Origin of the sequence: Prevotella nigrescens, assembly GCF_031191185.1 — a bacterium.
In the GTDB taxonomy this organism is placed as follows: domain Bacteria; phylum Bacteroidota; class Bacteroidia; order Bacteroidales; family Bacteroidaceae; genus Prevotella; species Prevotella nigrescens.
In genome coordinates this window covers 1558902-1581356 of record NZ_CP133465.1, presented here as the reverse complement: position 1 = coordinate 1581356, position 22455 = coordinate 1558902, and the positions used below count along the sequence as shown (strand labels likewise).

Below are 22455 nucleotides of genomic sequence, written 5' to 3'. Positions count from 1 at the left end.
TTATTCTATTCAATGATATATTTTATTATCACAATATTATTAATCCTTCTAGAACTTACTTATTTTCGTATAGCAGAAAAGTTCAATATTATTGACAAACCTAATCTTAGAGGGTCGTCTAGTAGAATAACATTACGTGGTGGTGGTGTAATATTTCCATTATCTATTGTTCTCTATTGTATATTTTTTGGTTTAAGTAGTCTATGGTTTATAATCTCACTTCTACTTATTAGCATTATAAGTTTTATTGATGATGTGCATTCTGTCTCAAATCGGATTCGCTTTTCAATACATTTAGTTGCAACATTTATGATAGCATATCAATGGGGAATTTTAAATGTTGATAGTTGGTGGATGATCGTTTTAACTGTCGTTCTCTGTACAGGCATTATCAATGCTTTTAATTTTATGGATGGTATAAATGGAATTACTGGAGGTTATGGATTGGCAGTGCTTGCACCTTTAATTTATTTAAATTCCAAGATGAATTTCATAGATCAGCATTTAGTATTAGTATTCGGAATAAGTTTATTTGTGTTTTGTTTTTTCAATTTTAGAAAAACTGCAAAATGTTTTGCTGGAGATGTTGGTTCTATATCAGTTGCTTTTATTCTTATCTTCATCATTGGAAAATTGATTTTACAGACTAAAGATTTTTATTGGATAATGCTAATGGCCATTTATGGAATAGATACATCTCTAACTATTTGCCATCGTATCATTCTCAAAGAAAATTTGGGTAAAGCCCATCGAAAGCATCTGTTCCAATTGATGGCAAATGAATTAAAAATTCCTCATATATTAGTGTCTTTTATATATATGTTTACACAGTTGTTAATTAGTTGTGGCTTAATCTTCTTAGAAACTAATAAATGGATCTATAGTCTCATCATTCTAACGCTTCTTTGCACCATCTATATTATCTTTATGAAAAAGTATTATTACTTGCATATCGAATACTTAAAATCAAAAATAGTATAATATATGATACTATAAAATGTTTATGAGCGATACTAAACTGCTAAAGGAGTTAATACATAATGAACTATGGGGCGAACAGCTTAGCTTTTCGTCAATAGATAAAAAAGATTTCTCTGCTTTACAGAATATTGCAAATATGCAGACTGTAAATGGGTTGGTATATTCTTCACTTATCAACAACAACGTAAAACTTCCACAGCAAGAAGCTTTGGTTGCATTTGGAAATTTGGAAAACACCAAGAAAGCAAATCTACTCCTTAATAAAAATCTAATATTCCTTACCGAGTTATTAGAGAAACACAATATAAAGTTCTTTGTTGTAAAAGGGCAAACAATAGCAAACTCCTACCCCCGCCCACTCCATCGAGTAGGTGGAGATATTGATTTCTACTGTTTTGCAGAAGATTTAGAAAGATTACTTAGTATTTTGCATAAAGAATTAAATGTAGAACCGAAACGTGATGAATCGGAACAGCATTATACTTTCCTATTTAATAAAACCTTATTCGAACTACATTTTACACTTTACAAGTTTGCCAATACAGAAAATCAACAATATTTCGACAATCTGATAAACTCCGAGCCGTTGAGTTATACATTCATTGATAATAAAAAAATCCCAACTTTAAATCCAACACTAAATCTTGCTTATACTTTTCTTCATCTGTTCCATCACCTTATAGAATTAGGTGTGGGGCTTCGCCAATTCTGCGATGTTGCAATATTGTGCCACATAGCTGCAATGGCTGAACAAGAAGGAGACAGAAAGAATTGTATTGACAAGGCAAAGCTTATAGAAATACTAACACGATTAGATTTCCTCAAGGCATTCACTGCAATTGGAACAGTCCTCGTAGACGAGATAGGTTTGCCGGAAGCAGAATTTCCCTATACACTGACGAAGAAAGATTATAAAAGAAAGAAATACATTCTTAACGTTGTGTATAAGAGAGGAAACTTTGGGAAATATGGTCGTACAACAAAAGTAAGGTCAGGGATAAAGTATTATATTGAACAAACGAATATAAAACTGTCCCATTATTATCATCTATTTAATCTTAGCAGAAAAGAAAACATTGCACTTATTACGAAAGAGATTCCTAAGAAGATTCTCCAAGCAATAAAAAGGTGATACGTACAGTAATATAAAACAACCAATAAACAAAAAGAAAATCTTTACACACTCTTTTCATAAGAATAATTTTTGTTGAGGCAGCTAAGTAACGATGCTTGGTTGCCTTTTTTATTTCACTGGCAAAAGTCTGTTATCATACTGATGATAATCTATTATTATATATTGCTGGTAGTGTCCTTAAAAGTGTGTAAGTTTATTCTGCCAAGATGATAAGGTATACAAAAATCCTCTTCCAACTACACGCTGGAAGAGGGTTTCTAATATCATTGCTGTGCCAAGACTACTTGTACAAGTAACGCTTAATAGAACGTTTTGGCGTTTTTATAAACTCTTCGTTCAATATCTCTATATCTGAAAGCTTACAATAAGCAGGTGTCAATTCGTTCAACTGCTTCTTGTTTTCTTCCATTAAGTTCTTTATATCGGCATCGTTGAGCCCAAGTTCCTTTGCTTCTTCAAGGTCTGGATAAACCAAACCTACGAGCTTTTCGCCACGTTGCACCACAAGACACTCGCTTACGAGCGGTAACGAGTTGAGCTTATCTTCAATTTCCTCAGGATAAATGTTTTGTCCATTGCTGCCCAAAAGCATATTCTTGGAACGTCCCTTTATATAAATGTTCTGGTCGGCGTCCATTGTTCCGAGGTCGCCAGTATGGAACCAGCCATCGGCATCGAGTACTTGGCGGGTAGCTTCTTCGTTCTTGTAGTAGCCAAGCAACACGTTAGGACCCTTCGTGAGGATTTCTCCCGGCACGTTTTCTGGGTCTACACTGTCGATGCGCACTTCTTGGTGCAAGGCAGGCTTACCACACGATGTTGGCACAAACTCTTTCCAATCGCTGTAACCGATGATTGGCGCACACTCGGTAGCACCGTAACCCACCGTGAATGGGAAGTTTATGTCTTTCAAAAACATTTCTATTTCGCGGTTCAAGGCTGCTCCACCGATGATAACCTGATAGATATTACCACCGAAAGCTTGCATTACCTGTTCGCAAATCTTCTCTTTTACCTTCTTCTGAATTACAGGTGTGTTCAGCAACAGCTTCATGCGGTTGGTCTGAATCTTTGGGAACACACGCTTGCGAATAATCTTCTCGATAATGAGCGGTACGGCTATCATAAGCGCAGGCTTCACTTCGGCAAGTGCTTGTGCGATGATTGCAGGCGAAGGCATACGTGTCAGGTAGAAGACATGGGCACCTGCAATAAACTCGAAGATAAGTTCGAAAGCCATACCGTACATGTGTGCCATTGGCAAAATGCTGATAATATGGCTGCCTGGCTTAACGGTTGAGCCCAATACGCTGCGTGCAAAGTCGGCATTGCTCCACATTGCACGATAAGGAATCATTACACCCTTCGAGTTTCCTGTGGTTCCGCTGGTGTAATTGATAAGTGCCAACTCGTCTGGACTTTGTTCACGATAGTAGTGAACATGCTCGGGGCGGAAATACTTTGGGTACTTCTTTCCAAACATTTCGTTGAGATGTTCGCGTGCATATGTAAGCTTTTCGGTACGGCTCAACGTGAGCGAGAGGTCGGGAAGATAGATAATGCCTTCGAGTGCTGGCATCTTTGTAGCGTCAATTTCCGTAGCAACGACATCGCCCACAAAGAGTATCTTCGATTCAGAGTGGTTCACAATGTTGTGTATCTGTTCTGGCGTAAACTCGTGCAGAACGGGTACCGCTACTGCTCCGTATGTAAGCGTTGCCAAGAAAGCAGCAGCCCACATTGAAGAGTTACGTCCGCAAAGAGCGATTCTATCGCCTTTTTGCACTCCACTTGCCTCAAACATGATGTGTATCTTCTCTATTTTACGAGCAACATCATGATATTGAAGCGTCTTTCCCTTATAGTCTGTCAGAGCATCTAAGTCCCAATGTTCAATGACACTCTTCTCTATTAATTCGTTAAAACTTGGAATCTGTTGCATTATAAATGTCTTTAAACAGTGCAAAGGTATTCATTTTTTTGCACATTTCAAAAATATATGTGCAGCAATTGCACTTTTTCTGTTAATTTGTGCAACTTCTTTAATGCAACAAAGTGGGCTTTCCGTTATTCGTAATGCATCGTTTTGGCAGGGTGAATGTGGCTAATCAGATAGCTTGGCGCAATGAGAACAAAGACACATATTAATAAGGTGGCAAGGTTTAAAGCCAATATAAGCAGCACATTGAGTTCGACTGGGACAGTGCTGACATAGTATGTCTTAGGGTCGAGCGTAACAAGACCAGTGTATTTCTGCAAGAATACCAGTCCTAAACCCACGAGATTGCCCCACAGCAAGCCTTTTCCAATGATGAAAGTAGCAAACCATAGGAAGATGTGGCGTATCTGGGCGTTCTTTGTTCCCATTGCTTTCATAATACCAATCATCTGCGTGCGCTCCAAGATAATGATGAGCAAACCCGAAATCATCGTTACTCCTGCAACTGAAACCATAAGTGCGAGGATTATCCAAACGTTCAAATCCATAAGGTCGAGCCACGAGAATATCTGCAGATTTTGCTCCATTATCGTGGCTGTCGAATAACTGTCGCCATATCGGTCGGTCTTTCCTTTCACCTTATTCAATATGTTCAAGGCGACGGCATCGAGCTGTTCAAAGTCGTTTACCTGCACTTCTGCCCCGCTACACTGCTCTGTCTGCCAGCCATTCAGCTTGTTTGTAGTATACAAATCGGTGAAACAAATCTGCGAATCGAACTGTTTCAAGTTGGTTTCGTAGATGCCCGAAATGGTAAAACGGCGAGTACGCACTCCCTGTTCGTTCACAAAGTAGGCATAAATCCTATCCCCCACCTTCAAATCAAGCTTCTCTGCAATGGCTTTTGAAAGCAATATTTTCTGCTGACTCTTTACATCTGAGAACGCTGGAATGCTGCCCGCAACCATATTTTGATGTATAAAGGTAGAGTCAAAATCGCTTCCCACACCTTTCAGCATTACACCAAGGAAGTCGTCATCGGTCTTTAAGATGCCCTGTGTGTAGGCATAACGCTGCACGTGGCGCACACCTTGCGTTTGCATCAAGGCACGCTTCAGACTGTCGTTCACTACAATGGGGTAATTCTCTGAACGCTGAAAGGAATTGAAATTAGCCACCGTGATATGGCTGCCAAAGCCTACGACCTTATCACGGATAGTATGTTTGAAACCAAGAACAACACAAACAGACACTATCATTACAGCAAGACCGATTGCAACACCAAGCGTAGCAATGCGAATGGCGGGTTTAGATACCTTTCTACCTTTGTCTTCGTTGCCGTTTATCTTTCGTGCTATAAATAAAGGAAAGTTCATTTGCTTGTATTTTATTGTTCTTTTGCTTAATAAACGAATGCAAAGATAGAACTTTTTTTCGTTTTAATGGCATTAAAAATCCATTAAGCCAGACTTTTTTAGTACTTTTGCATTTAAGTATAAACGACACGGTTCATTCTTTGCGGTTACGCTTTAGAGTGCCCGATAAACAACAAAAGAGACAATGAGAAGCAAAACTACTTCTTGGTTTGAGACCAAGGTGCGTTACGATAAGACCATGGAAGATGGTCAGAACAAAAAGGTTACAGAGACTTACACAGTTGAAGCACTTAGCTTTTCTGAAGCAGAGAGTGCCATAACAGAAGAAATGTCGCACTATATCAATGGCGAATTTGACGTGAAAGCGATTACCCCAGCTGCTTACGGTGAGATTTTCTTCAGCGATGCCGACAGCGACGACAAATGGTTCAAGGCTCGCTTGGCATTCATTACCATTGATGAAAGGACCGAAAAGGAAAAGCGTTCCACCATTACCTACCTTGTTCAGGCTCACTCTGTCAATGGAGCAGTGAAGCACGTAGACGAGGTTATGGGCAAGACAATGATTGATTACGACATCGTTTCCATTGCCGATACAAAGATAATGGACGTGTTTGAGCACAAGGCAGCATCGAAAGCGTCTGACGCAAAGCCTGAATACGAATAACAAGAGAGCGTAGAATACCATAAAACAACCGAACTATGTATGATGTAGCAACTAACTTACACAAAGTGAAGGACGGCTTACCCGATGGCGTTCGCTTGATTGCCATCAGCAAGTTTCACCCTAACGAATACATCGAAGCAGCCTACAACGAGGGGCAACGTGTATTTGGCGAGAGCCACGAACAGGAGCTTTCTGCCAAAGCAAAGACGCTGCCGACAGACATTGAATGGCACTTCATAGGGCATTTGCAGACCAACAAGGTGAAGTACATTGCGCCTTACATCTCTATGATTGAGGCAGTGGACTCAATGAAACTGCTGAAAGAAATCAACAAACAGGCAGCAAAGCACGACCGTATCATCAATGTATTGTTGGAATTGCACATCGCCGAAGAGGTTTCCAAGTATGGATTCAGCCTTGACGACTGCCGTAATCTATTGGAAGAAGGCGAGTGGCGCGAGCTAAAACACGTGCATATATCGGGCTTAATGATGATGGCATCGAACACAGACGATACCGAACAAATCAGAAAAGAAATGACCCAAGCTGCCGATTTCTTCGACGAAGTAAAAGCAAAGCACTTTGCCGACGACCCCGAATTTAAGGAACGGTCGTGGGGAATGAGCAGCGATTACGAGATAGCAATAGACTGTCGCAGCACGATGATTAGAGTAGGAACTGCCATTTTCGGTCCTCGTGTCTACTGATAACCGACAAGTCAAGCAACGACACCCCAACAAAACCAACCCCAACTGAATTATGATACAAGAATATCAAATACGTGTGATGCCCCAAGTGGCATACAACGAGGAGAACATAAAAGCGTTTATTGCGAAAGACAAAGGCATTGACGCACGCACCATCAACCACGTGCACACACTGAAACGCTCTATTGATGCTCGCCACCGTGATATTTTTGTGAACCTGAAAGTAAGGGTCTACATCAACGAAGTGCCACACGACGACGCTTTTGTGAAGACAGAGTATCCCGATGTAAGCCACGCGCCTCGTGTCATCGTTGTTGGAGCAGGGCCAGGCGGACTGTTTGCTGCCTTAAGATTGGTGGAATTAGGTTTGCGCCCCATTGTTCTTGAACGTGGAAAAGATGTGCGTGAGCGCAAAAAAGACCTTGCGCAAATATCCCGTACTCATACCGTAGACCCTGAATCGAACTACTGTTTCGGCGAAGGAGGTGCAGGAGCTTACTCTGACGGCAAGCTTTACACACGCAGCAAGAAGCGTGGTTCGGTGGAGAAAATACTCAACGTGTTCTGCCAACACGGCGCATCTACAAGCATTCTTGCCGATGCCCACCCGCACATCGGTACCGACAAGCTGCCCAAAGTAATTGAAAATATGCGCAACACCATTCTCGCTTGTGGCGGAGAAGTGCATTTCCAAACAAAAATGGTAGCGTTGGAAACCGACGGCAACAAGGTTGTTGGCGTGAAAGCCGTGTCTACTTACGGGGGCGGACAACAGGAAAAGACATTCAAAGGAGCCGTTATTCTTGCCACAGGGCACTCGGCGCGCGATGTTTACCAGCACTGCCAAGAGGCAAGCATCGAAATGGAAGCGAAGGGAATCGCCGTCGGTGTGCGTTTGGAACACCCTGCAGAACTCATCGACCAGATACAATACCACAATAAAAACGGTCGTGGAAAATATCTTCCAGCAGCCGAATATGCTTTTGTAACGCAGGTAGAAGGGCGTGGCGTCTATTCTTTCTGTATGTGTCCGGGTGGTTTCGTCATTCCGTCTGCAACAGGACCGCAACAGATTGTAACCAACGGAATGAGCCCAGCCAACCGCGGAACGAAGTGGTCGAACGCTGGAATGGTGGTTCAAATCAATCCTGAAGACATCGAGGGCGACGACTTATTGCGTATGATGCACTTTCAAGAACAGTTGGAAAAAGACACTTGGCAACAGGGCAATATGCGCCAAACCGCTCCCGCACAGCGTATGGCAGACTTTGTGAACAAGCGTTTGTCGTACGATTTGCCTGCTTCGAGCTATGCGCCGGGGCTCATTTCCAGTCCGTTACACTTTTGGTTGCCCGACAATATCACCACTCGCCTGCAACAGGCATTCAAGAATTTCGGCAAGCAAGCACACGGTTTCCTTACCAACGAGGCTGTAATGATAGCCACGGAAACACGCACCAGTTCGCCCATACGCATTCTCCGCGACCGCGAAACTTTCATGCACGTGCGCCTTCAAGGCTTGTTCCCTTGTGGCGAAGGTGCGGGATATGCAGGTGGAATCGTCAGTGCTGGTATCGACGGAGAGCGTTGCGCCGAAATGGCAAGTGCGTATTTGTCGAGCATTCAACAATAAAACATCTTATAAAATATGGCACGATGCGCTTGGGCTGATACACACCCATTACTTCAAAAATACCACGACGAACGTTGGGGCGTACCCGTTCACGACGATAAAATGCTCTTTATGTATCTTGTAATGGAATGTATGTCGTGCGGATTGTCGTGGTTGCTGATGCTGAAAAAACAAGAAACATTCTGTCTTTGCTTTGCCAATTTCGACTTCAAGCAGGTGGCTCGCTTCACCGCTGACGATGTTCAGCACATTCTTAACACCGAGAATATGCTGAAAAGCCAACGCAAAATAGAAGCAATGATTGCCAATGCGCAGGCCTTTCTTAGCGTTATAGAAGAGTTTGGCTCGTTCGACAAGTACATCTGGCAGTTCTCAAAAGGAAAGACAATGGTCTATCCCTCTCACCAAAAACGCCTCTGCACCCGCAACGCATTGAGCGACAAGGTGGCTAAAGACTTGAAAAAACGTGGCTTTAAGTATGTTGGTTCAGTCATTATTTACAGCTACCTGCAAGCCATAGGCATCATAAACGACCACCAAGCCGATTGCGATTGTTACAATCGGAAATAGCTTTGATTTTGTAAAGATAATTCTCTTAAAAAGTGATAACTGCGCTTTAACGTTGCGAAAGCGGCTCTTTTGCAACGCAAAACCTACACTTTTACCGTGCAAAACAGCCGCTTTTGGAATGCAAAACAATAGGTTTTACAATACATTGATGTACAGTTAGTTACACAATAGATACGCTTGTGAAAAATATTTACACCTTTACAATCTTTTTCCTCCTTATATTATATAGGTCTGAACCTCCACATCAGGAAGTTCAGACCTAAGTTTATAGAAGGTAAAAAGAATTTCAGCGAACAGCCATAATCCTCCTACTACATTTTATTTGTGCCGATATTCAACAGAATTTTAACCGTTTCTTTCGTCTTTCTCACTCCTTTTCGTTATCTTTGCATAAGATTATCTTACCCGAAAACAACCAACCTAATGGATATAAAGAATAAAATAGATTGCTTTGTTCCTTGCGAAAACGCACAGCAAGCACAACAATATGCAACGCAATTCATAAACGAAAACGAAGTGGCAAAGGTTTTTATGCTCACTTCCGACAGTACGAAGGTTAGCGAGAAAACGGCTGAAAGCATTGGCTACATACAAGTTGGAAATACTCTTTCCACGGAAACAATGTTGAAAATGGCACAAAATGCTACTGCCGACTACGTGCTTTTCTATATGAAAACTTCGCCCATAACTCTGGGCTACCACGCTTTAACACGACTTGTGCGTGTAGCTGCCGACACGAAAGCAGCCTTAGTGTATGCCGATCACTATTCTGTTGAGGCAGGAAAGGTGATGCGCCACCCTGTCATTGACTATCAAGCAGGCAGCCTTCGCGACGATTTCGACTTCGGTTCGTTGGTTCTCATTGATGCGAAGTTGCTCCGTACATACGCTGAACAAGCAGAAAAGGCTGACTATAAGTTTGCTGGCTGGTACGATTTGCGCTTATATCTAAGCAGAAAAGGTAAGATTTTCCACTTGGACGAATACCTTTACACAGAGGAAGAAGACGACCTGCGCCGAAGCGGAGAGAAGCAATTCGACTACGTAAATCCCCGTAATCGTGAGGTACAGATAGAAATGGAACGCGCTGCAACAGCACATTTGCGCACTATAGGTGGGTTGGTGGACACCAAGAAATACAGACAGCCCGACTTTACAAGCGGCGATTTCAGCGTTGAAGCATCTGTCATAATCCCCGTTTTCAATCGTGAAAAGACCATTCGAGACGCTGTTACATCGGCATTGGCGCAGAAAACAGATTTCAAATACAATGTTATTGTTGTAGACAATCATTCATCTGACAAGACGACAGCCATACTTTCGGACATTGCAAAGACCGATGACAGGTTGGTACACCTTGTTCCCAACCGCACCGACCTTGGCATTGGCGGCTGTTGGAACTATGCCGTGAACAGCGAACATTGCGGTAGGTTCGCCGTACAACTGGACAGCGACGACCTCTATTCATCGGAACAGACGTTGCAAAAGATTGTAGACGCCTTCCACGAACAGCAGGCGGCAATGATAATAGGCTCGTACTGTATGTGCGATTTCGACCTTAACACACTTCCTCCGGGGCTGATAGACCACGCAGAGTGGACGGAAGACAACGGCTGCAACAATGCGCTTCGCATCAACGGCTTAGGTGCGCCGCGTGCGTTCTACACACCTTTGGCACGCGAAGTGCAGTTCCCGAACACCAGTTACGGCGAAGACTACGCCATGGGCTTGGCTTTCAGTCGCCGGTTCCGCATCGGACGCATTTACGAAGAGCTCTATCTGTGCCGTCGTTGGGGCGGAAACAGCGATGCAGCGTTAAGCATCGACCGCATCAATGCCAACAACTTGTATAAAGACCGCTTACGAACAATAGAACTGACAGCGCGTCAGCAACTCAACAAACAAGGCGAAGAGGAGGGCGCAAAGAATTTAGAGCCTTTTTTTACAACCAACTGAACCAGTGGGAAGATGCCAAACAGCGGTTCAGTGATTTACAATTGGTGAAGACAAAGCAATTCGACGGTGGTTTAAAGGTGCAGTTCAACCCTGCAAGAATAGTGAGTGCAGGAGCAAAAACAGACAAGGCAACCATTGCCAAACGCCCTTGTTTCCTTTGCAAGGATAACCGTCCGAAGGTTCAGACCAGCGTTTCGTTCGGTGAGACGTTCGACATTCTGGTGAATCCCTTCCCTATTCTGCCTGTTCATTTCACCATTGCAGCACGCCAACACCAGCTGCAGCTTATACAAGAACATTACGCCGACTTACACAAACTCAGCGACAAGTATCCAAAACTTATGTTCTTCTATAACGGTCCTAAATGTGGCGCAAGCGCACCCGACCATCTTCACTTCCAAGGAGGCACGAATGGTATGCTGCCCGTGCAGGAAATGTGGAGCAAGCTCGATGCTACTGCACAGCCGTTATTAAGCATCAACGAGGCGGAGGGCATCTTTGAAATTGTCGATTTCGCCTATCCTGCCATTGCAATCAAAAGCCGTAGCGTTGAAAACGATGCACAACTGTTCAGCATTGTGTACAATTCGCTGCCCCAACAGGCTAACGAGGTGGAACCAATGATGAACATCGTTGTATGGAAAGAGGGGTTAGACACGGTGTCTGTTGTGTTTCCACGTCGCAAACACCGCCCCGATTGCTATTCAAAGGAGGGCTACGAGCAGTATCTGATTAGTCCTGGTGCGTTGGATATGGGCGGCTTGCTCATTCTTCCACGCCAAACCGACTTTGAACGAATAGACGAAAGACTGCTAATGGAGGTGATGAAAGAAGTTGTTCTTCCCACCGAAGCAATGCAGGAAGTAACCGAAAAAATAAGAAACAAAGGGATATAACAACAAAAAAAGAATGGAAACGAGCAACAGAAAAGAAGAGCCAATTGTTTCGGTAGGTATCGTGAGCGCAAGCAAACTGCTTTTTTCGCTCAATGCGCCCTATACCGTTTGCGGTTCGCAGCGATTTGGAAAGCAGGTTGTAGAGCTGTCGGAAGGTCGTATTTTGTGGGAAAACACATTGTACGATGAACTGCTTTTCGAGCCAACCGATGCTCAATCGTCGTTCACACTCGAAGATGTTACCATCGGAGTAAACTTCCATTGGGAGCGAAAAGAGGCACAAACATTCTTGGGAAAGTTGCGTTTCATAGTGGAAGACAACAATATCTGCGCCATCAACGAGTTGCCTGTTGAGACTTATCTTACCAGTGTCATCTCTTCGGAAATGCGTGCAACTTCGTCGTTGGAACTACTAAAAGCCCACGCTGTTATATCGCGCAGTTGGCTTTTGGCACAAATTGAACAGCGAAAAGCAGAAAACAACAACGTTGAAAAGCAACCCTCGTTCTTCAAAACCAATGAGGAGATTGTGCGTTGGTACGACCGCGAAGACCACAAACAATTTGATGTGTGTGCCGACGACCATTGTCAACGTTACCAAGGCATAACGAAAGCCGCCAACAAACACGTTGTGGAAGCCATTCAACAGACAGCAGGAGAGATACTGACAAGCCACGGAGAGATTTGCGATGCGCGATACAGCAAGTGCTGTGGCGGTGCTGTCGAAGAGTTTCAATATTGCTGGGAGAACATTAAAAAGCCTTATTTGCAAGCTCTGTCCGACACTCTGCCTGACTCAACACCCCTACCCGACCTCACCGATGAGGCTGTTGCGCGTCAGTGGATACTATCGTCGCCCGACGCTTTCTGCAATACGACCGACCAAAAGGTACTCTCGCAGGTGCTGAACGACTTCGACCAAGAGACAACAGACTTCTATCGGTGGAGCCAAACTTACTCGCAAGCAGAATTAAAACAACTCTTAGAGGAGAAATTAGAAGTACAGTTTGGCGACATTATCGACCTTGTTCCACTATCAAGGGGCAAGAGCGGGCGCATTTACCGACTGAAAATAGTAGGCAAAGAGCGCACCCTCATCATTGGAAAAGAGCTTGAAATAAGGCGTGCACTTAGCAAAAGCCATCTATACAGTTCGGCATTCATCGTTGAAAAGGCAGATATAAAAGACGGTGTACCCCAGAAATTCATCATAAAAGGAGCTGGCTGGGGGCACGGCGTAGGACTTTGCCAAATCGGTGCTGCTATGATGGGCAAGCAAGGCTATCCGTACGAAGAAATATTACTGCACTATTATAAAGGTGCGGAAATAACAAAAGCCTATTAATAGTGCTTCACCAATAAGACAAGATAAAAGCTGAAAGAACCGAAATGAATACAAACGAGCAAACAAACACAAAGGCTTGGCTATGGCTACCCACCGTGTATTTCACACGAGGGTTGCCCTATGTCATTGTGTTTCTTGTGTCGTTGGTGTTCTTCAATCGCATGGGGCAGTCGAATAGCACCATTACGCTGATTACATCGTGGGCGTTTGTTCCTTTCATTATGCGTCCACTGTTAGGCAGATTCGTTACAGGCTATGCCACAAAACGGCTTTGGGTGTTGGCAATGGAACTGCTGATGGCAGTTTCGATGTTCGGTATCTCACAGTCGATTACCACTCCTTATTGGGAAATAGCGTCTATGCTGTTCATCTTTACAACGGCGTGTGCCGCCGTAATACACGATGTGGCAGTGGCAAGATTCTATAAACTCAGCATGTCGCGTAAGCTACCAAGCCTCAGCAGTGTACATTCTGTGTTCTTACTGATGGCAATTGTGGTAGGAATGGGCATTCCGTTGATGCTGGCAGGCAACTTAGAGGTGTTGAACAGAGTCGTTGAAAAATCGTGGGTAACTACCTTTTACTTCTTGGCGATAACCTTCTTGCTGCTCTTTATCTATCATACAATCGTGTTACCACGCCCCCAAGACAAACCGTCGATACCCATTCGCAGCGGACTGACAAGGCGATGGTGGTTGGAAACTAAAACTACTTTTATGCAATTGCCCAACTATGTGGCGTTGCTTTCGTTTCTGTTGCTGTTCTTAATACCCGAAGGAATGTTCTTCCGCATAGCTCCCTTGTTCTTAATCGACCCAGGAAGCAACGGCGGATTGAGCCTTTCGCCACAAGAATTAGGGCTTGTACAAGGCTCGGTGGGTGCCTTTGCCGCTATTGGAGGCAGCATTTTAGGTCGCTATGCCATACAAAAGAGAGGACTGTGGAGCAACCTTTGGCTTATGGTGTGCGCCATTACATTGCCCAAGATGCTGTATATCTACCTCAGCTACAACTTTGTTTCCACCCTTTCCATTATCAATATCTGCGTGGCAATAGAGCAATTTGGCTTTGGTTTCGGCATTACGCCTTACATACTTGTGCTTCTTTATTGCTCACAAGGCAAATATTCCATCTTCCGATTTTCCTTGGCAAGTGCAGCAGCAGCCTTTTCACTAATGGCGTCAGGCTGGTTTACAGGCATTCTACAAGAATATTTGGGTTACCAACGCTTCTTCGTTATCGTTGCCATCGTGAATGTTTTACCATTCATCGTGGCAGGTTTCTTAAAGCGAACGAGCGACTTAGATAAGAAGGTGAAATAAGTATGGGCACGCATTTGTGAGAAAAATGGTTATCTTTGCAAGGAATTTGAAAAAACGCTTCGTATGGAAAAGAAATATAAAATAGCAGTTGCCGGAACAGGATATGTAGGTCTGAGCATTGCAACACTGCTGAGCCAGCATCATAACGTGGTGGCAGTAGACGTTATAAAAAAAAAGGTAGACCTTATTAATAATAAGCTATCGCCTATTCAGGACGACTACATTGAGCAATATTTAGCAGAAAAAGACTTGCACCTCACGGCTACCTTAGACGGAGAAACAGCTTATCGTGATGCCGATTTTGTCGTGATTGCCACGCCAACGAACTACAACCCAGTGCGCAACTACTTTGACACGACACACGTTGAAGAGGTGATTGAACAAGTAATACGCGTAAACTCTAACGCTATTATGGTGATAAAATCAACCATTCCAGTGGGTTACACCGAGAGCGTAAGACAGAAATACAACTGCGAAAACATTATTTTTGCACCCGAATTCCTACGCGAAAGCAAGGCACTCTACGATAATCTATATCCCAGCCGCATTATTGTTGCACGCCCAGAGAACGACGAACGATTGGACAAAGCAGCACACGAGTTTGCCGAACTCTTGAAAGAGGGTGCCATAAAAGAGGATATTCCAACGCTTTTTATGGGATTGACCGAAGCCGAAGCTGTGAAATTGTTTGCCAATACCTACTTGGCTTTGCGTGTAAGCTACTTCAACGAACTCGACACATACGCAGAAGTGAAAGGCTTAAACACAGCCAATATAATACAAGGTGTGTGCCTCGACCCCCGCATAGGCTCGTTCTACAACAATCCATCGTTCGGTTATGGTGGCTATTGCTTGCCAAAAGACACGAAGCAACTGTTGGCAAACTATTCAAATGTGCCTGAAAACCTGATTCAAGCCATTGTGGAAAGCAACCGTACACGCAAGGATTTCATTGCCGACCAAGTGTTGAACAAAGCTGGATATTACGATTATAACGAACAGGGAAACTACAATCCAACGGTAGAAAAGGAATGTGTGATAGGCGTCTACCGATTGACGATGAAGTCGAACAGCGATAATTTCCGTCAAAGCTCTATTCAAGGAGTTATGAAGCGCATAAAGGCAAAAGGCGCAAAGGTGCTTATTTACGAACCTACACTCGAAGATGGCACAACCTTCTTTGGCAGTTTGGTGGTGAACGACTTGCAAAAATTCAAGACGGAATGCGACGAAATCATTGCCAACCGATACAACAGTGCATTGGACGACGTAAGAGAAAAAGTCTATACAAGGGACATTTTCCAATGCGATTAACACAGCAAGGGACGTTTTTGCTAAGCCAAATGGGCAATACAAACTTGTTTGAGCAGTGTTATGGCGAGAAAACACACTTTCAAAAGAACAAGTAATTATGCACGTTAAACGCCAGAAATGTATTATTTATCTTCCTGTGTAATATTTCGTTTTGTACATGATTTATTTTGTATAATGCTGTACCTAACAAATATACAGTCTTCCTAATGAAGTCCATAACAATGTCATATTCATGCATTTCGTTTTACCCTCCTTAGGCTTGCCTGATAATACTTCATTGCCTCGGGAATCCATTTCTGTATATTCCTAATGCGGGTTGCGTCAGAAGGGTGGCTACTCATAAATTCCATAGGCGCTCCTTGCGATGAAGCAGCCATGCGTTGCCAGAAAGGTATGGCGTTTTGTGGGTCGTAACCAGCCATTGCTGCAAATATAAGCCCCATGTAGTCGGCTTCTTGCTCATTCTTTCTACTGTATTTTAAATTTAGAAGAGAAAAGCCCGTAGAGGCTATCGAATTGACAATGTCGCCCGTACCGTTGCCAACTGCAGAGTTTAAGACTGTTCCTAATATAGAAGTTCCAATACTTTGGTTCTGTTGTTTTGTTATCTGCTCGGCACTATGCTTTGCTACTGCGTGTGCAATCTCGTGTCCCAACACGATGGCAAGGCTCGCTTCGTTCTGTGTATAAGGCAGTAAACCTTCGTAAACAACAATTTTCCCGCCTGGCATACAGAAAGCATTTGCTTGCTTGTCTTGAATAAGATTAAACTCCCATTGGAAGTTCTTTATTTCATTTGCATAACCATTATTGCGTAAATAGTTTTCTACAGCATTAGCCAATCGACGTCCAACTCTTACTACCATTTGCGTATTTCGAGTGTTAGTAGACTTCTTGGCACTTGCCATAAACTTTGCATATTGAGTCTTACTCAAGCTAAGAATTTCTGCGTCGGACACGCTTATGGTGTGTCTGCGACCCGTAAGTGGCACTGTTGATGTAGTTCCGCATGCGGCAAGTGTGGCAATTACAATTGTAACTAATAAAAACTTAATCTGTCTCATTTCTTCTTTTCCTTTAAAATACAAATGAAAGACTTTGCTGCTATCCGGCCTATCCTATTTGTTTCGACTGCGAAAGTACAAACTTTTTTTGCTATAATCGTTGTTTTTACTTCTTTTTGCAAAAATAATACTATGTTGTTTGTTTATTTAAGTAAGAATAAATAACTTTGCGCATTAAAAAATAAAGGTTATAACAATAATTATAATTCATTAAATCATCAGAATATGCGTAGAACCGCCACAGTGTTACTGTTGTTGCTCACAGCCCTTTGGGCATCAGCACAAATCAAACAAACTTATTTGCCCGATTTTAAGAAAGGGCAGACCGTAACTTACGAGCATTTATGGACGAAGACATATAGGCGAAACTATGATAATACTACTGTTGATGGCATGGAATTAAATTCGCCATTTACATCTTCGATAGGAGGCTTTAGCCTGATAGACCTTGCAAGAATGCTTCCTACGGGCGACAGTATTTCGGGTAAATTCTCACTGAAAGTACTCGAAGCAACACCCTACGCATATATCATGGAGCTAAAAATTCTTGATGTAGGCTTGCCTCATGTCATTACAAAAGAGGAAGGAACACAAAAGCTCTTAGATGTAATTGGCTTGGTAAAGAGTCTCAAACTGCGTCTGATGATGTCGAAAAGATTAGGCGAATGGAAAGTTATCAACGCCGATGAGTTATATAGACAAGCTTTTAATGAAGGGCGCAGGCGGAAACTTTCCGTTTTTGAAGGCGAAGATAAGCGAAGCGATGAGGCTCTGATTGCAGAGATGGTGAGAATGAGGGGCATAGAAACGTTCTTGTCTATGTTCGTTCCGGGCTTTAATACTTTTACTGAAGTCTATCGCCTGCGCTGCGAAGACGGACATCGGGAAGAAGGTGAACTGAAGGAAAAAGAAGGCTCGTTTAAGTTCGTTAGCGATGTTACGAAAGGTAAAGACAGAGAAATAAGCCTTAAAATGAATGTGGACACGTACTCAAGTTTGTACGAACCATACAACGATATAGATACAACCGATATGGATACAGCCTTTGCAGACTCTGTGGAAATGGATTCTGTCGATGTAGATACACTTGTAGCAGACGACGAAGACTCACTTTCATTTGCTGAAGACGGAAGAGAATTGTGCAAGGTTCAAAATATAATAGATGTGAAAATGGATAGGAAAAGCTGGTTGGAGAAGTATGAGAACACAATCATCATTAACTATCCAAATGGTGTTGGTGCAATTTATCAGGTAGTAAGGCGACGCAATGACTAAAGAAACAGACAAGATGAAAGCAATAAAACAACAACGAAATAAGATGCGAATAGTATTAACCATCATTACATTGCTTGTAGCCAACGGCTTATGGGCACAGAAGAACAACGGCTATAGCCCTAAGTTTAAGAAAGGACAGTCTGCCGTTTACGAGTTTACGCTGGAACAAACGCAGAGCGGTACCCCCGATTCGATAAACACAATGCTCGACTTCAGTCCTATTACGAAAGAAAATGATAACCTTTTTGATGGAATAACAAGGCGTGAACCCTATCTCTCGTGCAAAGTTCGTTTAACGATTTTAGATGTCTCTCCATTCACAACAACCATGCAAGTAGATCTGTTGGAGAATGCCAATTATACAAAAAAGAAAGTAGAATCGGCTTCTGACAGTCTGTTTTATTATGGTTTACTCAATATTTTGAAGAAGCGTCCGCTTATTCTTACCTTTACCTCCGATATGAAATCGTATATTGTAAGCAATTCGGAAGAGATGTCGGCAGAATTATCAGAGACCCTGATAAAGCTGATTTATGGCGAGAATCCTTCAGAAGTAGCGGACCCCATATACAGCTACAATAGATATGCAACACAGGCTTTGAACCTTATGGGGAAGCCCAATATACAGTTCTTAACCTATCTTTATGCCTTATATGCACCGAGTTTGCTTGATTTAATTCAGACTTTTGCCAATCCGCTGACCGAAGGAAACATAACTAAAGGACGACCACTTGATGGAACAAATAGGAATATGACCTATTTTGCATCGCAGACAAGTAGGAACAAACAAGGCGAATGGACATCTATTACTGACTTCGACGAATATACTACACCTATCTACGACAGCGATTTGGAAAACGATTGGGCTGATAGTGTTGCGGTTGATAGCGTTGATGAAGATACTGTTGCTGCCGACGATTACGATTGTGAGACAGATACGGTTTATGCCGATACTGCGGACTGGGATTCTACAGAATGGGACTCGACTAATACTATTATTGAAGACGAACCTGATACAACCTTAGAAGAAACCGACCGAATAGCACATACACACACTGAAACACGTATTGGGAAGGATAGTTGGCCAACAGAAATAGACAAAACAATAACTTTAGACGATAAAGGCGTTGCTTGGATATACCGCAGAAAGCTCAGAAAAGTGCAGGAAACACAAGATAAGAAGTAAGCGAAATGTACAAAAGAAACTGATGGAAATACAAGAAAGAGGGAGTTTTTGCTCCCTCTTTTCATTTTCCTTACCAATTCTTTACTAAAAAGTTGTTGGTTTCGTTCTAAAGTATTAACTTTACATTTTAATTAAAAGCATTTTAAAAGCATTGCGCTATGATACAATACTTCTTAGAAAATCTTTGGCTGGCATGGCTTTTAGTAAGTCTGTTGTGCCTTGTGTTGGAATTGACCAATGGCGATTTCTTCATTATATGTTTTGCCATAGGGGGCGTTGTGGCTGCTATTGTTTCGACTTTCAGCGACAGTTATGCACTGCAAGTTATTGTTTTTGCTGTGGTTAGTGCATTAAGCATCTTCTTTGTTCGACCATTCGCACTGAAATATCTGAATAAGAACAAAGATATCAGACTCAGCAATGCCGATGCCATTATAGGCAGAATGGGCAAGGTAACAGAACCCATAACACCAGACGGATACGGAAGAGTAGAGATTGATGGCGACTCGTGGAAAGCTACTGCCGTGGGCGGAGTAGCTATTGCAGAAGGCACAAGGGTAAGTGTTGTAAGTTTGGATTCGATAATCATAACCGTGAAAACGGTAGAGTAATATTCCTTTTATTAATAACTAAATCACAGAACAATCATGAGCATTGGAACTTATGTATTGATTGCCATCGTTGTATTGGCAATCCTCTTTGCCCAAAAGGCAATCGTTATAATCCCACAGAGTGAAACACGCATCATTGAACGCTTAGGACGATACTTTGCAACTTTGCAACCGGGTATCAATATCATCATTCCGTTTATCGATAGAGCGAAAGAAATGGTGGCAGTGCGCCGCGGACGCTATGTCTACACGAACGTTATAGACCTACGTGAGCAGGTTTACGATTTCGACCGTCAGAATGTTATCACGAAAGACAATATTCAGATGCAAATCAATGCGCTGCTTTATTTCCAAATTATGGATCCTTTCAAAGCTGTGTACGAAATAAACAACCTGCCAAATGCTATCGAAAAGCTGACACAAACTACGCTTCGTAACATCATTGGTGAGATGGAACTCGACCAAACGCTTACTTCGCGCGACACCATAAACACCAAGCTGCGTTCAGTTCTCGACGATGCAACCAACAAATGGGGTATCAAGGTGAACCGTGTAGAGCTTCAAGACATCACACCACCAGAGAGTGTGCTGCAAGCAATGGAGAAACAGATGCAGGCAGAACGTAATAAACGTGCGACAATTCTCACCAGTGAGGGTGAAAAACAAGCAGCCATACTCCAGTCGGAAGGTGAAAAGACATCGCGAATCAACCGTGCCGAGGCTGACAGACAACAGGCTATACTCATTGCAGAGGGTCAGGCAGAAGCGCGAATACGTGTTGCAGAAGCCGAAGCTGTGGCAATTCAGAAAATCACGGACGCTGTCGGGCAAAGCACAAATCCTGCAAATTACCTCATTGCACAGAAGTATATCCAGATGATGGAAGAACTTGCGAAGAACGAAAACCAAAAGACGGTTTACCTTCCATACGAAGCAACAGGCGTTATGGGCTCTATTGGCGGTATAAAAGAAATGTTTAAAGGATAATAAAAACGCAAATGACAAGAACAGATAGCGAACTTAAAATCTGTATTTTCTGTGGCGCACGCCCTAATTTTATGAAGGTTGCGCCCATTATTAGAATTATCAAGAAGAGGCAAAACGAAGGCTGGGACGGCAGAAACATTGCTTACTCGTTGGTTTATGCGGGTAGCAAAACCGACCCTACATTGGAGGATAGCTTGTTCGACGACCTTCAAATTCCACGACCCGATGTATATCTCGGTGTGGAATGCGAGAACCTGAACGAACTCACGGGGCAGGTAATGTCGAAGTTTGAGCAATATTTGCAGCAGAATACCACACACGTTGTTGTGGTTGTAGACGACCTTGCATCGACTATGGCTGCGGCTATTGTGGCAAAAAAGCAGGGCATAGCCTTGGCTCACATTGCTGCAGGAACTCGCTCGTTCGATATAAATATGCCGAAAGAAATAAACCGTTTGGTTATCGATGGACTGTCGGACGTGCTTTTCACCGCAGGTCTGAGCAACAACAGCATTGCCAACAAAGAAGGCGCAGAACTTTCTCGAGTTTATATGGTTGGTAATATTCTAATTGATAATATACGCTTTAATCGCAGCAGAATGGGGGACTTATCGTTGGAGAATATAGCTTCAGTGAGTAAATTACAGTTGAAACCAAAGCAGTATATGGTATTCACACTCAACCGTAAGGCGCTGATGAACGACAAAGCCAACTTAGAACGTATGCTGAAAGCTATGTTGGAAGCCGCAGGCAATATGCCTATTGTTGCTCCGTTGCGCGAGAACGCAGCGAAAATCGTACGTTCGCTCAATGCTGCAAAGCACGCAAATCTATGCTTTGTTCAGCCTTTGGGCTACTTGGAGTTCAGCTATTTGTTGTCGAACGCAGCAGGAATTATAACCGATTCGGGCAATGTTGCCGAAGAAGCCACCTTTACCAATGTTCCGTGTGCTACGCTGAACAGCTATACCGAACACATTGAAACCGTGAAGCAAGGCACGAATGTACTTGTTGGCGAAGATGCGCAGAAACTTCGCACTGCAGTTTCCAATATGGTTGGAGGCAAGTGGAAGGCTGCAACTATCCCCGACAGATGGGACGGCCGTTCAGCCGAACGCATCGTCCAGACCCTTGTAGATTTGGTAAAATAAACAATCAACATTCATGGAATAGCGTTAAACAACGTAGCGTATTCCAATGGAACTATTATCTTTAAAGAAGAAAGGACTGAGTGCGGACGGCATTCAGCCCTTTCTTTTTGTTTTCATACATCATTTTTATTCCAGTTTTTGAATAATTTTTTAGCGAAATGTCGTCTGAAAAACGAGATACTGACGTGCAGAAATAAGATATATCATGAGCCATCAAAAAATATATGTCGTCATGTTCAGAAAAATATGATAATATATTCTGCATTAACAAGTTAGAAAGGAGGATAAAACAGACGGGAACATCACCATTTTAAAGCCTGAAAACAAGGTGGGAAATGCA

General features: G+C 42.9%; 19 protein-coding genes. 16 read left to right on the top strand and 3 right to left on the bottom strand.

Annotated features, from left to right (window positions below):
* Window positions 1-12 precede the first annotated feature (12 nt).
* Window positions 13-981 (top strand): UDP-GlcNAc--UDP-phosphate GlcNAc-1-phosphate transferase, encoded by a 969-nt coding sequence (locus RDV52_RS08960; RefSeq protein ID WP_004365967.1) that lies wholly within the window; start codon window positions 13-15, stop codon window positions 979-981.
* A gap of 22 nt (window positions 982-1003) precedes the next feature.
* Window positions 1004-2113: a nucleotidyltransferase domain-containing protein gene (locus tag RDV52_RS08955; RefSeq protein WP_040556999.1), complete on the top strand. Its 1110-nt coding sequence runs from the start codon at window positions 1004-1006 to the stop codon at window positions 2111-2113.
* 283 nt (window positions 2114-2396) lie between these two features.
* On the opposite strand, the gene RDV52_RS08950 is transcribed toward RDV52_RS08955, so the two are convergent.
* Together RDV52_RS08950 and RDV52_RS08945 are read right to left on the bottom strand one after the other, a co-directional pair.
* The gene (locus tag RDV52_RS08950; protein WP_004365970.1) at window positions 2397-4058 is read right to left on the bottom strand and encodes an AMP-binding protein; all 1662 of its coding nucleotides are present in this window, start codon (window positions 4056-4058) and stop codon (window positions 2397-2399) included.
* A gap of 125 nt (window positions 4059-4183) precedes the next feature.
* Complete coding sequence (locus tag RDV52_RS08945) at window positions 4184-5431, bottom strand: ABC transporter permease (protein ID WP_004365971.1); 1248 nt, start codon at window positions 5429-5431, stop codon at window positions 4184-4186.
* A 184-nt stretch (window positions 5432-5615) separates the two neighbouring features.
* Between RDV52_RS08945 and RDV52_RS08940 the strand changes: the two genes are divergently transcribed.
* The 9 genes from RDV52_RS08940 (at window position 5616) to RDV52_RS08900 (ending at window position 15841) form a co-directional block, all read left to right on the top strand.
* Window positions 5616-6098, top strand: coding sequence for a DUF4494 domain-containing protein (locus RDV52_RS08940; RefSeq protein WP_004365974.1), 483 nt, complete (start codon window positions 5616-5618; stop codon window positions 6096-6098).
* Between the two features lie 35 nt (window positions 6099-6133).
* Window positions 6134-6805 (top strand): YggS family pyridoxal phosphate-dependent enzyme, encoded by a 672-nt coding sequence (locus tag RDV52_RS08935; protein ID WP_004365976.1) that lies wholly within the window; start codon window positions 6134-6136, stop codon window positions 6803-6805.
* A gap of 52 nt (window positions 6806-6857) precedes the next feature.
* The gene (locus tag RDV52_RS08930; RefSeq protein WP_004365977.1) at window positions 6858-8438 is read left to right on the top strand and encodes an NAD(P)/FAD-dependent oxidoreductase; all 1581 of its coding nucleotides are present in this window, start codon (window positions 6858-6860) and stop codon (window positions 8436-8438) included.
* 15 nt (window positions 8439-8453) lie between these two features.
* A complete protein-coding gene (locus RDV52_RS08925) occupies window positions 8454-9008 on the top strand; it encodes a DNA-3-methyladenine glycosylase I (protein WP_004365979.1) in 555 nt (184 codons plus the stop codon).
* 423 nt (window positions 9009-9431) lie between these two features.
* A complete protein-coding gene (locus tag RDV52_RS08920; protein WP_004365981.1) occupies window positions 9432-10964 on the top strand; it encodes a glycosyltransferase family 2 protein in 1533 nt (510 codons plus the stop codon).
* A gap of 41 nt (window positions 10965-11005) precedes the next feature.
* The gene (locus RDV52_RS08915) at window positions 11006-11860 is read left to right on the top strand and encodes a DUF4922 domain-containing protein (protein ID WP_256593298.1); all 855 of its coding nucleotides are present in this window, start codon (window positions 11006-11008) and stop codon (window positions 11858-11860) included.
* Between the two features lie 13 nt (window positions 11861-11873).
* Window positions 11874-13205, top strand: coding sequence for a SpoIID/LytB domain-containing protein (locus RDV52_RS08910; RefSeq protein WP_004365984.1), 1332 nt, complete (start codon window positions 11874-11876; stop codon window positions 13203-13205).
* Window positions 13206-13249: 44 nt separating this feature from the next.
* Window positions 13250-14527 (top strand): MFS transporter, encoded by a 1278-nt coding sequence (locus RDV52_RS08905; RefSeq protein WP_004365985.1) that lies wholly within the window; start codon window positions 13250-13252, stop codon window positions 14525-14527.
* A gap of 63 nt (window positions 14528-14590) precedes the next feature.
* Window positions 14591-15841 carry a nucleotide sugar dehydrogenase gene (locus tag RDV52_RS08900; RefSeq protein WP_004365986.1) on the top strand — a complete coding sequence of 417 codons (1251 nt, stop codon included), beginning with the start codon at window positions 14591-14593 and terminating at the stop codon, window positions 15839-15841.
* Between the two features lie 230 nt (window positions 15842-16071).
* On the opposite strand, the gene RDV52_RS08895 is transcribed toward RDV52_RS08900, so the two are convergent.
* Window positions 16072-16905, bottom strand: a complete 834-nt coding sequence (locus RDV52_RS08895) for a M48 family metallopeptidase (protein ID WP_023926412.1) — start codon at window positions 16903-16905, stop codon at window positions 16072-16074.
* A gap of 225 nt (window positions 16906-17130) precedes the next feature.
* On the opposite strand from RDV52_RS08895, the gene RDV52_RS08890 reads away from it, so the two are divergent.
* The 5 genes from RDV52_RS08890 to RDV52_RS08870 all read left to right on the top strand — a co-directional run bounded on the left by RDV52_RS08890 (window position 17131) and on the right by RDV52_RS08870 (window position 22115).
* On the top strand, window positions 17131-18180 hold the full coding sequence (locus RDV52_RS08890) for a hypothetical protein (protein WP_004365988.1): 1050 nt from the start codon (window positions 17131-17133) through the stop codon (window positions 18178-18180).
* On the top strand, window positions 18173-19366 hold the full coding sequence (locus RDV52_RS08885; RefSeq protein WP_004365989.1) for a hypothetical protein: 1194 nt from the start codon (window positions 18173-18175) through the stop codon (window positions 19364-19366). The genes RDV52_RS08890 and RDV52_RS08885 overlap by 8 nt, the downstream gene beginning before the upstream one ends.
* 158 nt (window positions 19367-19524) lie before the next feature.
* Window positions 19525-19977 (top strand): NfeD family protein, encoded by a 453-nt coding sequence (locus RDV52_RS08880; RefSeq protein WP_004362639.1) that lies wholly within the window; start codon window positions 19525-19527, stop codon window positions 19975-19977.
* A 36-nt stretch (window positions 19978-20013) separates the two neighbouring features.
* Window positions 20014-20964, top strand: coding sequence for an SPFH domain-containing protein (locus RDV52_RS08875; protein WP_004365990.1), 951 nt, complete (start codon window positions 20014-20016; stop codon window positions 20962-20964).
* Between the two features lie 11 nt (window positions 20965-20975).
* The gene (locus RDV52_RS08870) at window positions 20976-22115 is read left to right on the top strand and encodes a UDP-N-acetyl glucosamine 2-epimerase (protein WP_004365991.1); all 1140 of its coding nucleotides are present in this window, start codon (window positions 20976-20978) and stop codon (window positions 22113-22115) included.
* The last annotated feature ends 340 nt before the right edge of the window (window positions 22116-22455 follow it).

Bases quoted from the DNA above. Each gene is read 5' to 3' on its own strand.
- RDV52_RS08960 (WP_004365967.1), top strand. From the start codon at position 13: ATGATATATTTTATTATCACAATATTATTAATCCTTCTAGAACTTACT.
- RDV52_RS08890 (WP_004365988.1), top strand. From the start codon at position 17,131: ATGCGTAGAACCGCCACAGTGTTACTGTTGTTGCTCACAGCCCTTTGG.
- RDV52_RS08925 (WP_004365979.1), top strand. From the start codon at position 8,454: ATGGCACGATGCGCTTGGGCTGATACACACCCATTACTTCAAAAATAC.
- RDV52_RS08900 (WP_004365986.1), top strand. From the start codon at position 14,591: ATGGAAAAGAAATATAAAATAGCAGTTGCCGGAACAGGATATGTAGGT.
- RDV52_RS08955 (WP_040556999.1), top strand. From the start codon at position 1,004: ATGAGCGATACTAAACTGCTAAAGGAGTTAATACATAATGAACTATGG.
- RDV52_RS08920 (WP_004365981.1), top strand. From the start codon at position 9,432: ATGGATATAAAGAATAAAATAGATTGCTTTGTTCCTTGCGAAAACGCA.
- RDV52_RS08945 (WP_004365971.1), bottom strand. From the start codon at position 5,431: ATGAACTTTCCTTTATTTATAGCACGAAAGATAAACGGCAACGAAGAC.
- RDV52_RS08880 (WP_004362639.1), top strand. From the start codon at position 19,525: ATGATACAATACTTCTTAGAAAATCTTTGGCTGGCATGGCTTTTAGTA.
- RDV52_RS08930 (WP_004365977.1), top strand. From the start codon at position 6,858: ATGATACAAGAATATCAAATACGTGTGATGCCCCAAGTGGCATACAAC.
- RDV52_RS08910 (WP_004365984.1), top strand. From the start codon at position 11,874: ATGGAAACGAGCAACAGAAAAGAAGAGCCAATTGTTTCGGTAGGTATC.
- RDV52_RS08895 (WP_023926412.1), bottom strand. From the start codon at position 16,905: ATGAGACAGATTAAGTTTTTATTAGTTACAATTGTAATTGCCACACTT.
- RDV52_RS08940 (WP_004365974.1), top strand. From the start codon at position 5,616: ATGAGAAGCAAAACTACTTCTTGGTTTGAGACCAAGGTGCGTTACGAT.
- RDV52_RS08935 (WP_004365976.1), top strand. From the start codon at position 6,134: ATGTATGATGTAGCAACTAACTTACACAAAGTGAAGGACGGCTTACCC.
- RDV52_RS08950 (WP_004365970.1), bottom strand. From the start codon at position 4,058: ATGCAACAGATTCCAAGTTTTAACGAATTAATAGAGAAGAGTGTCATT.
- RDV52_RS08885 (WP_004365989.1), top strand. From the start codon at position 18,173: ATGACTAAAGAAACAGACAAGATGAAAGCAATAAAACAACAACGAAAT.
- RDV52_RS08905 (WP_004365985.1), top strand. From the start codon at position 13,250: ATGAATACAAACGAGCAAACAAACACAAAGGCTTGGCTATGGCTACCC.
- RDV52_RS08870 (WP_004365991.1), top strand. From the start codon at position 20,976: ATGACAAGAACAGATAGCGAACTTAAAATCTGTATTTTCTGTGGCGCA.
- RDV52_RS08875 (WP_004365990.1), top strand. From the start codon at position 20,014: ATGAGCATTGGAACTTATGTATTGATTGCCATCGTTGTATTGGCAATC.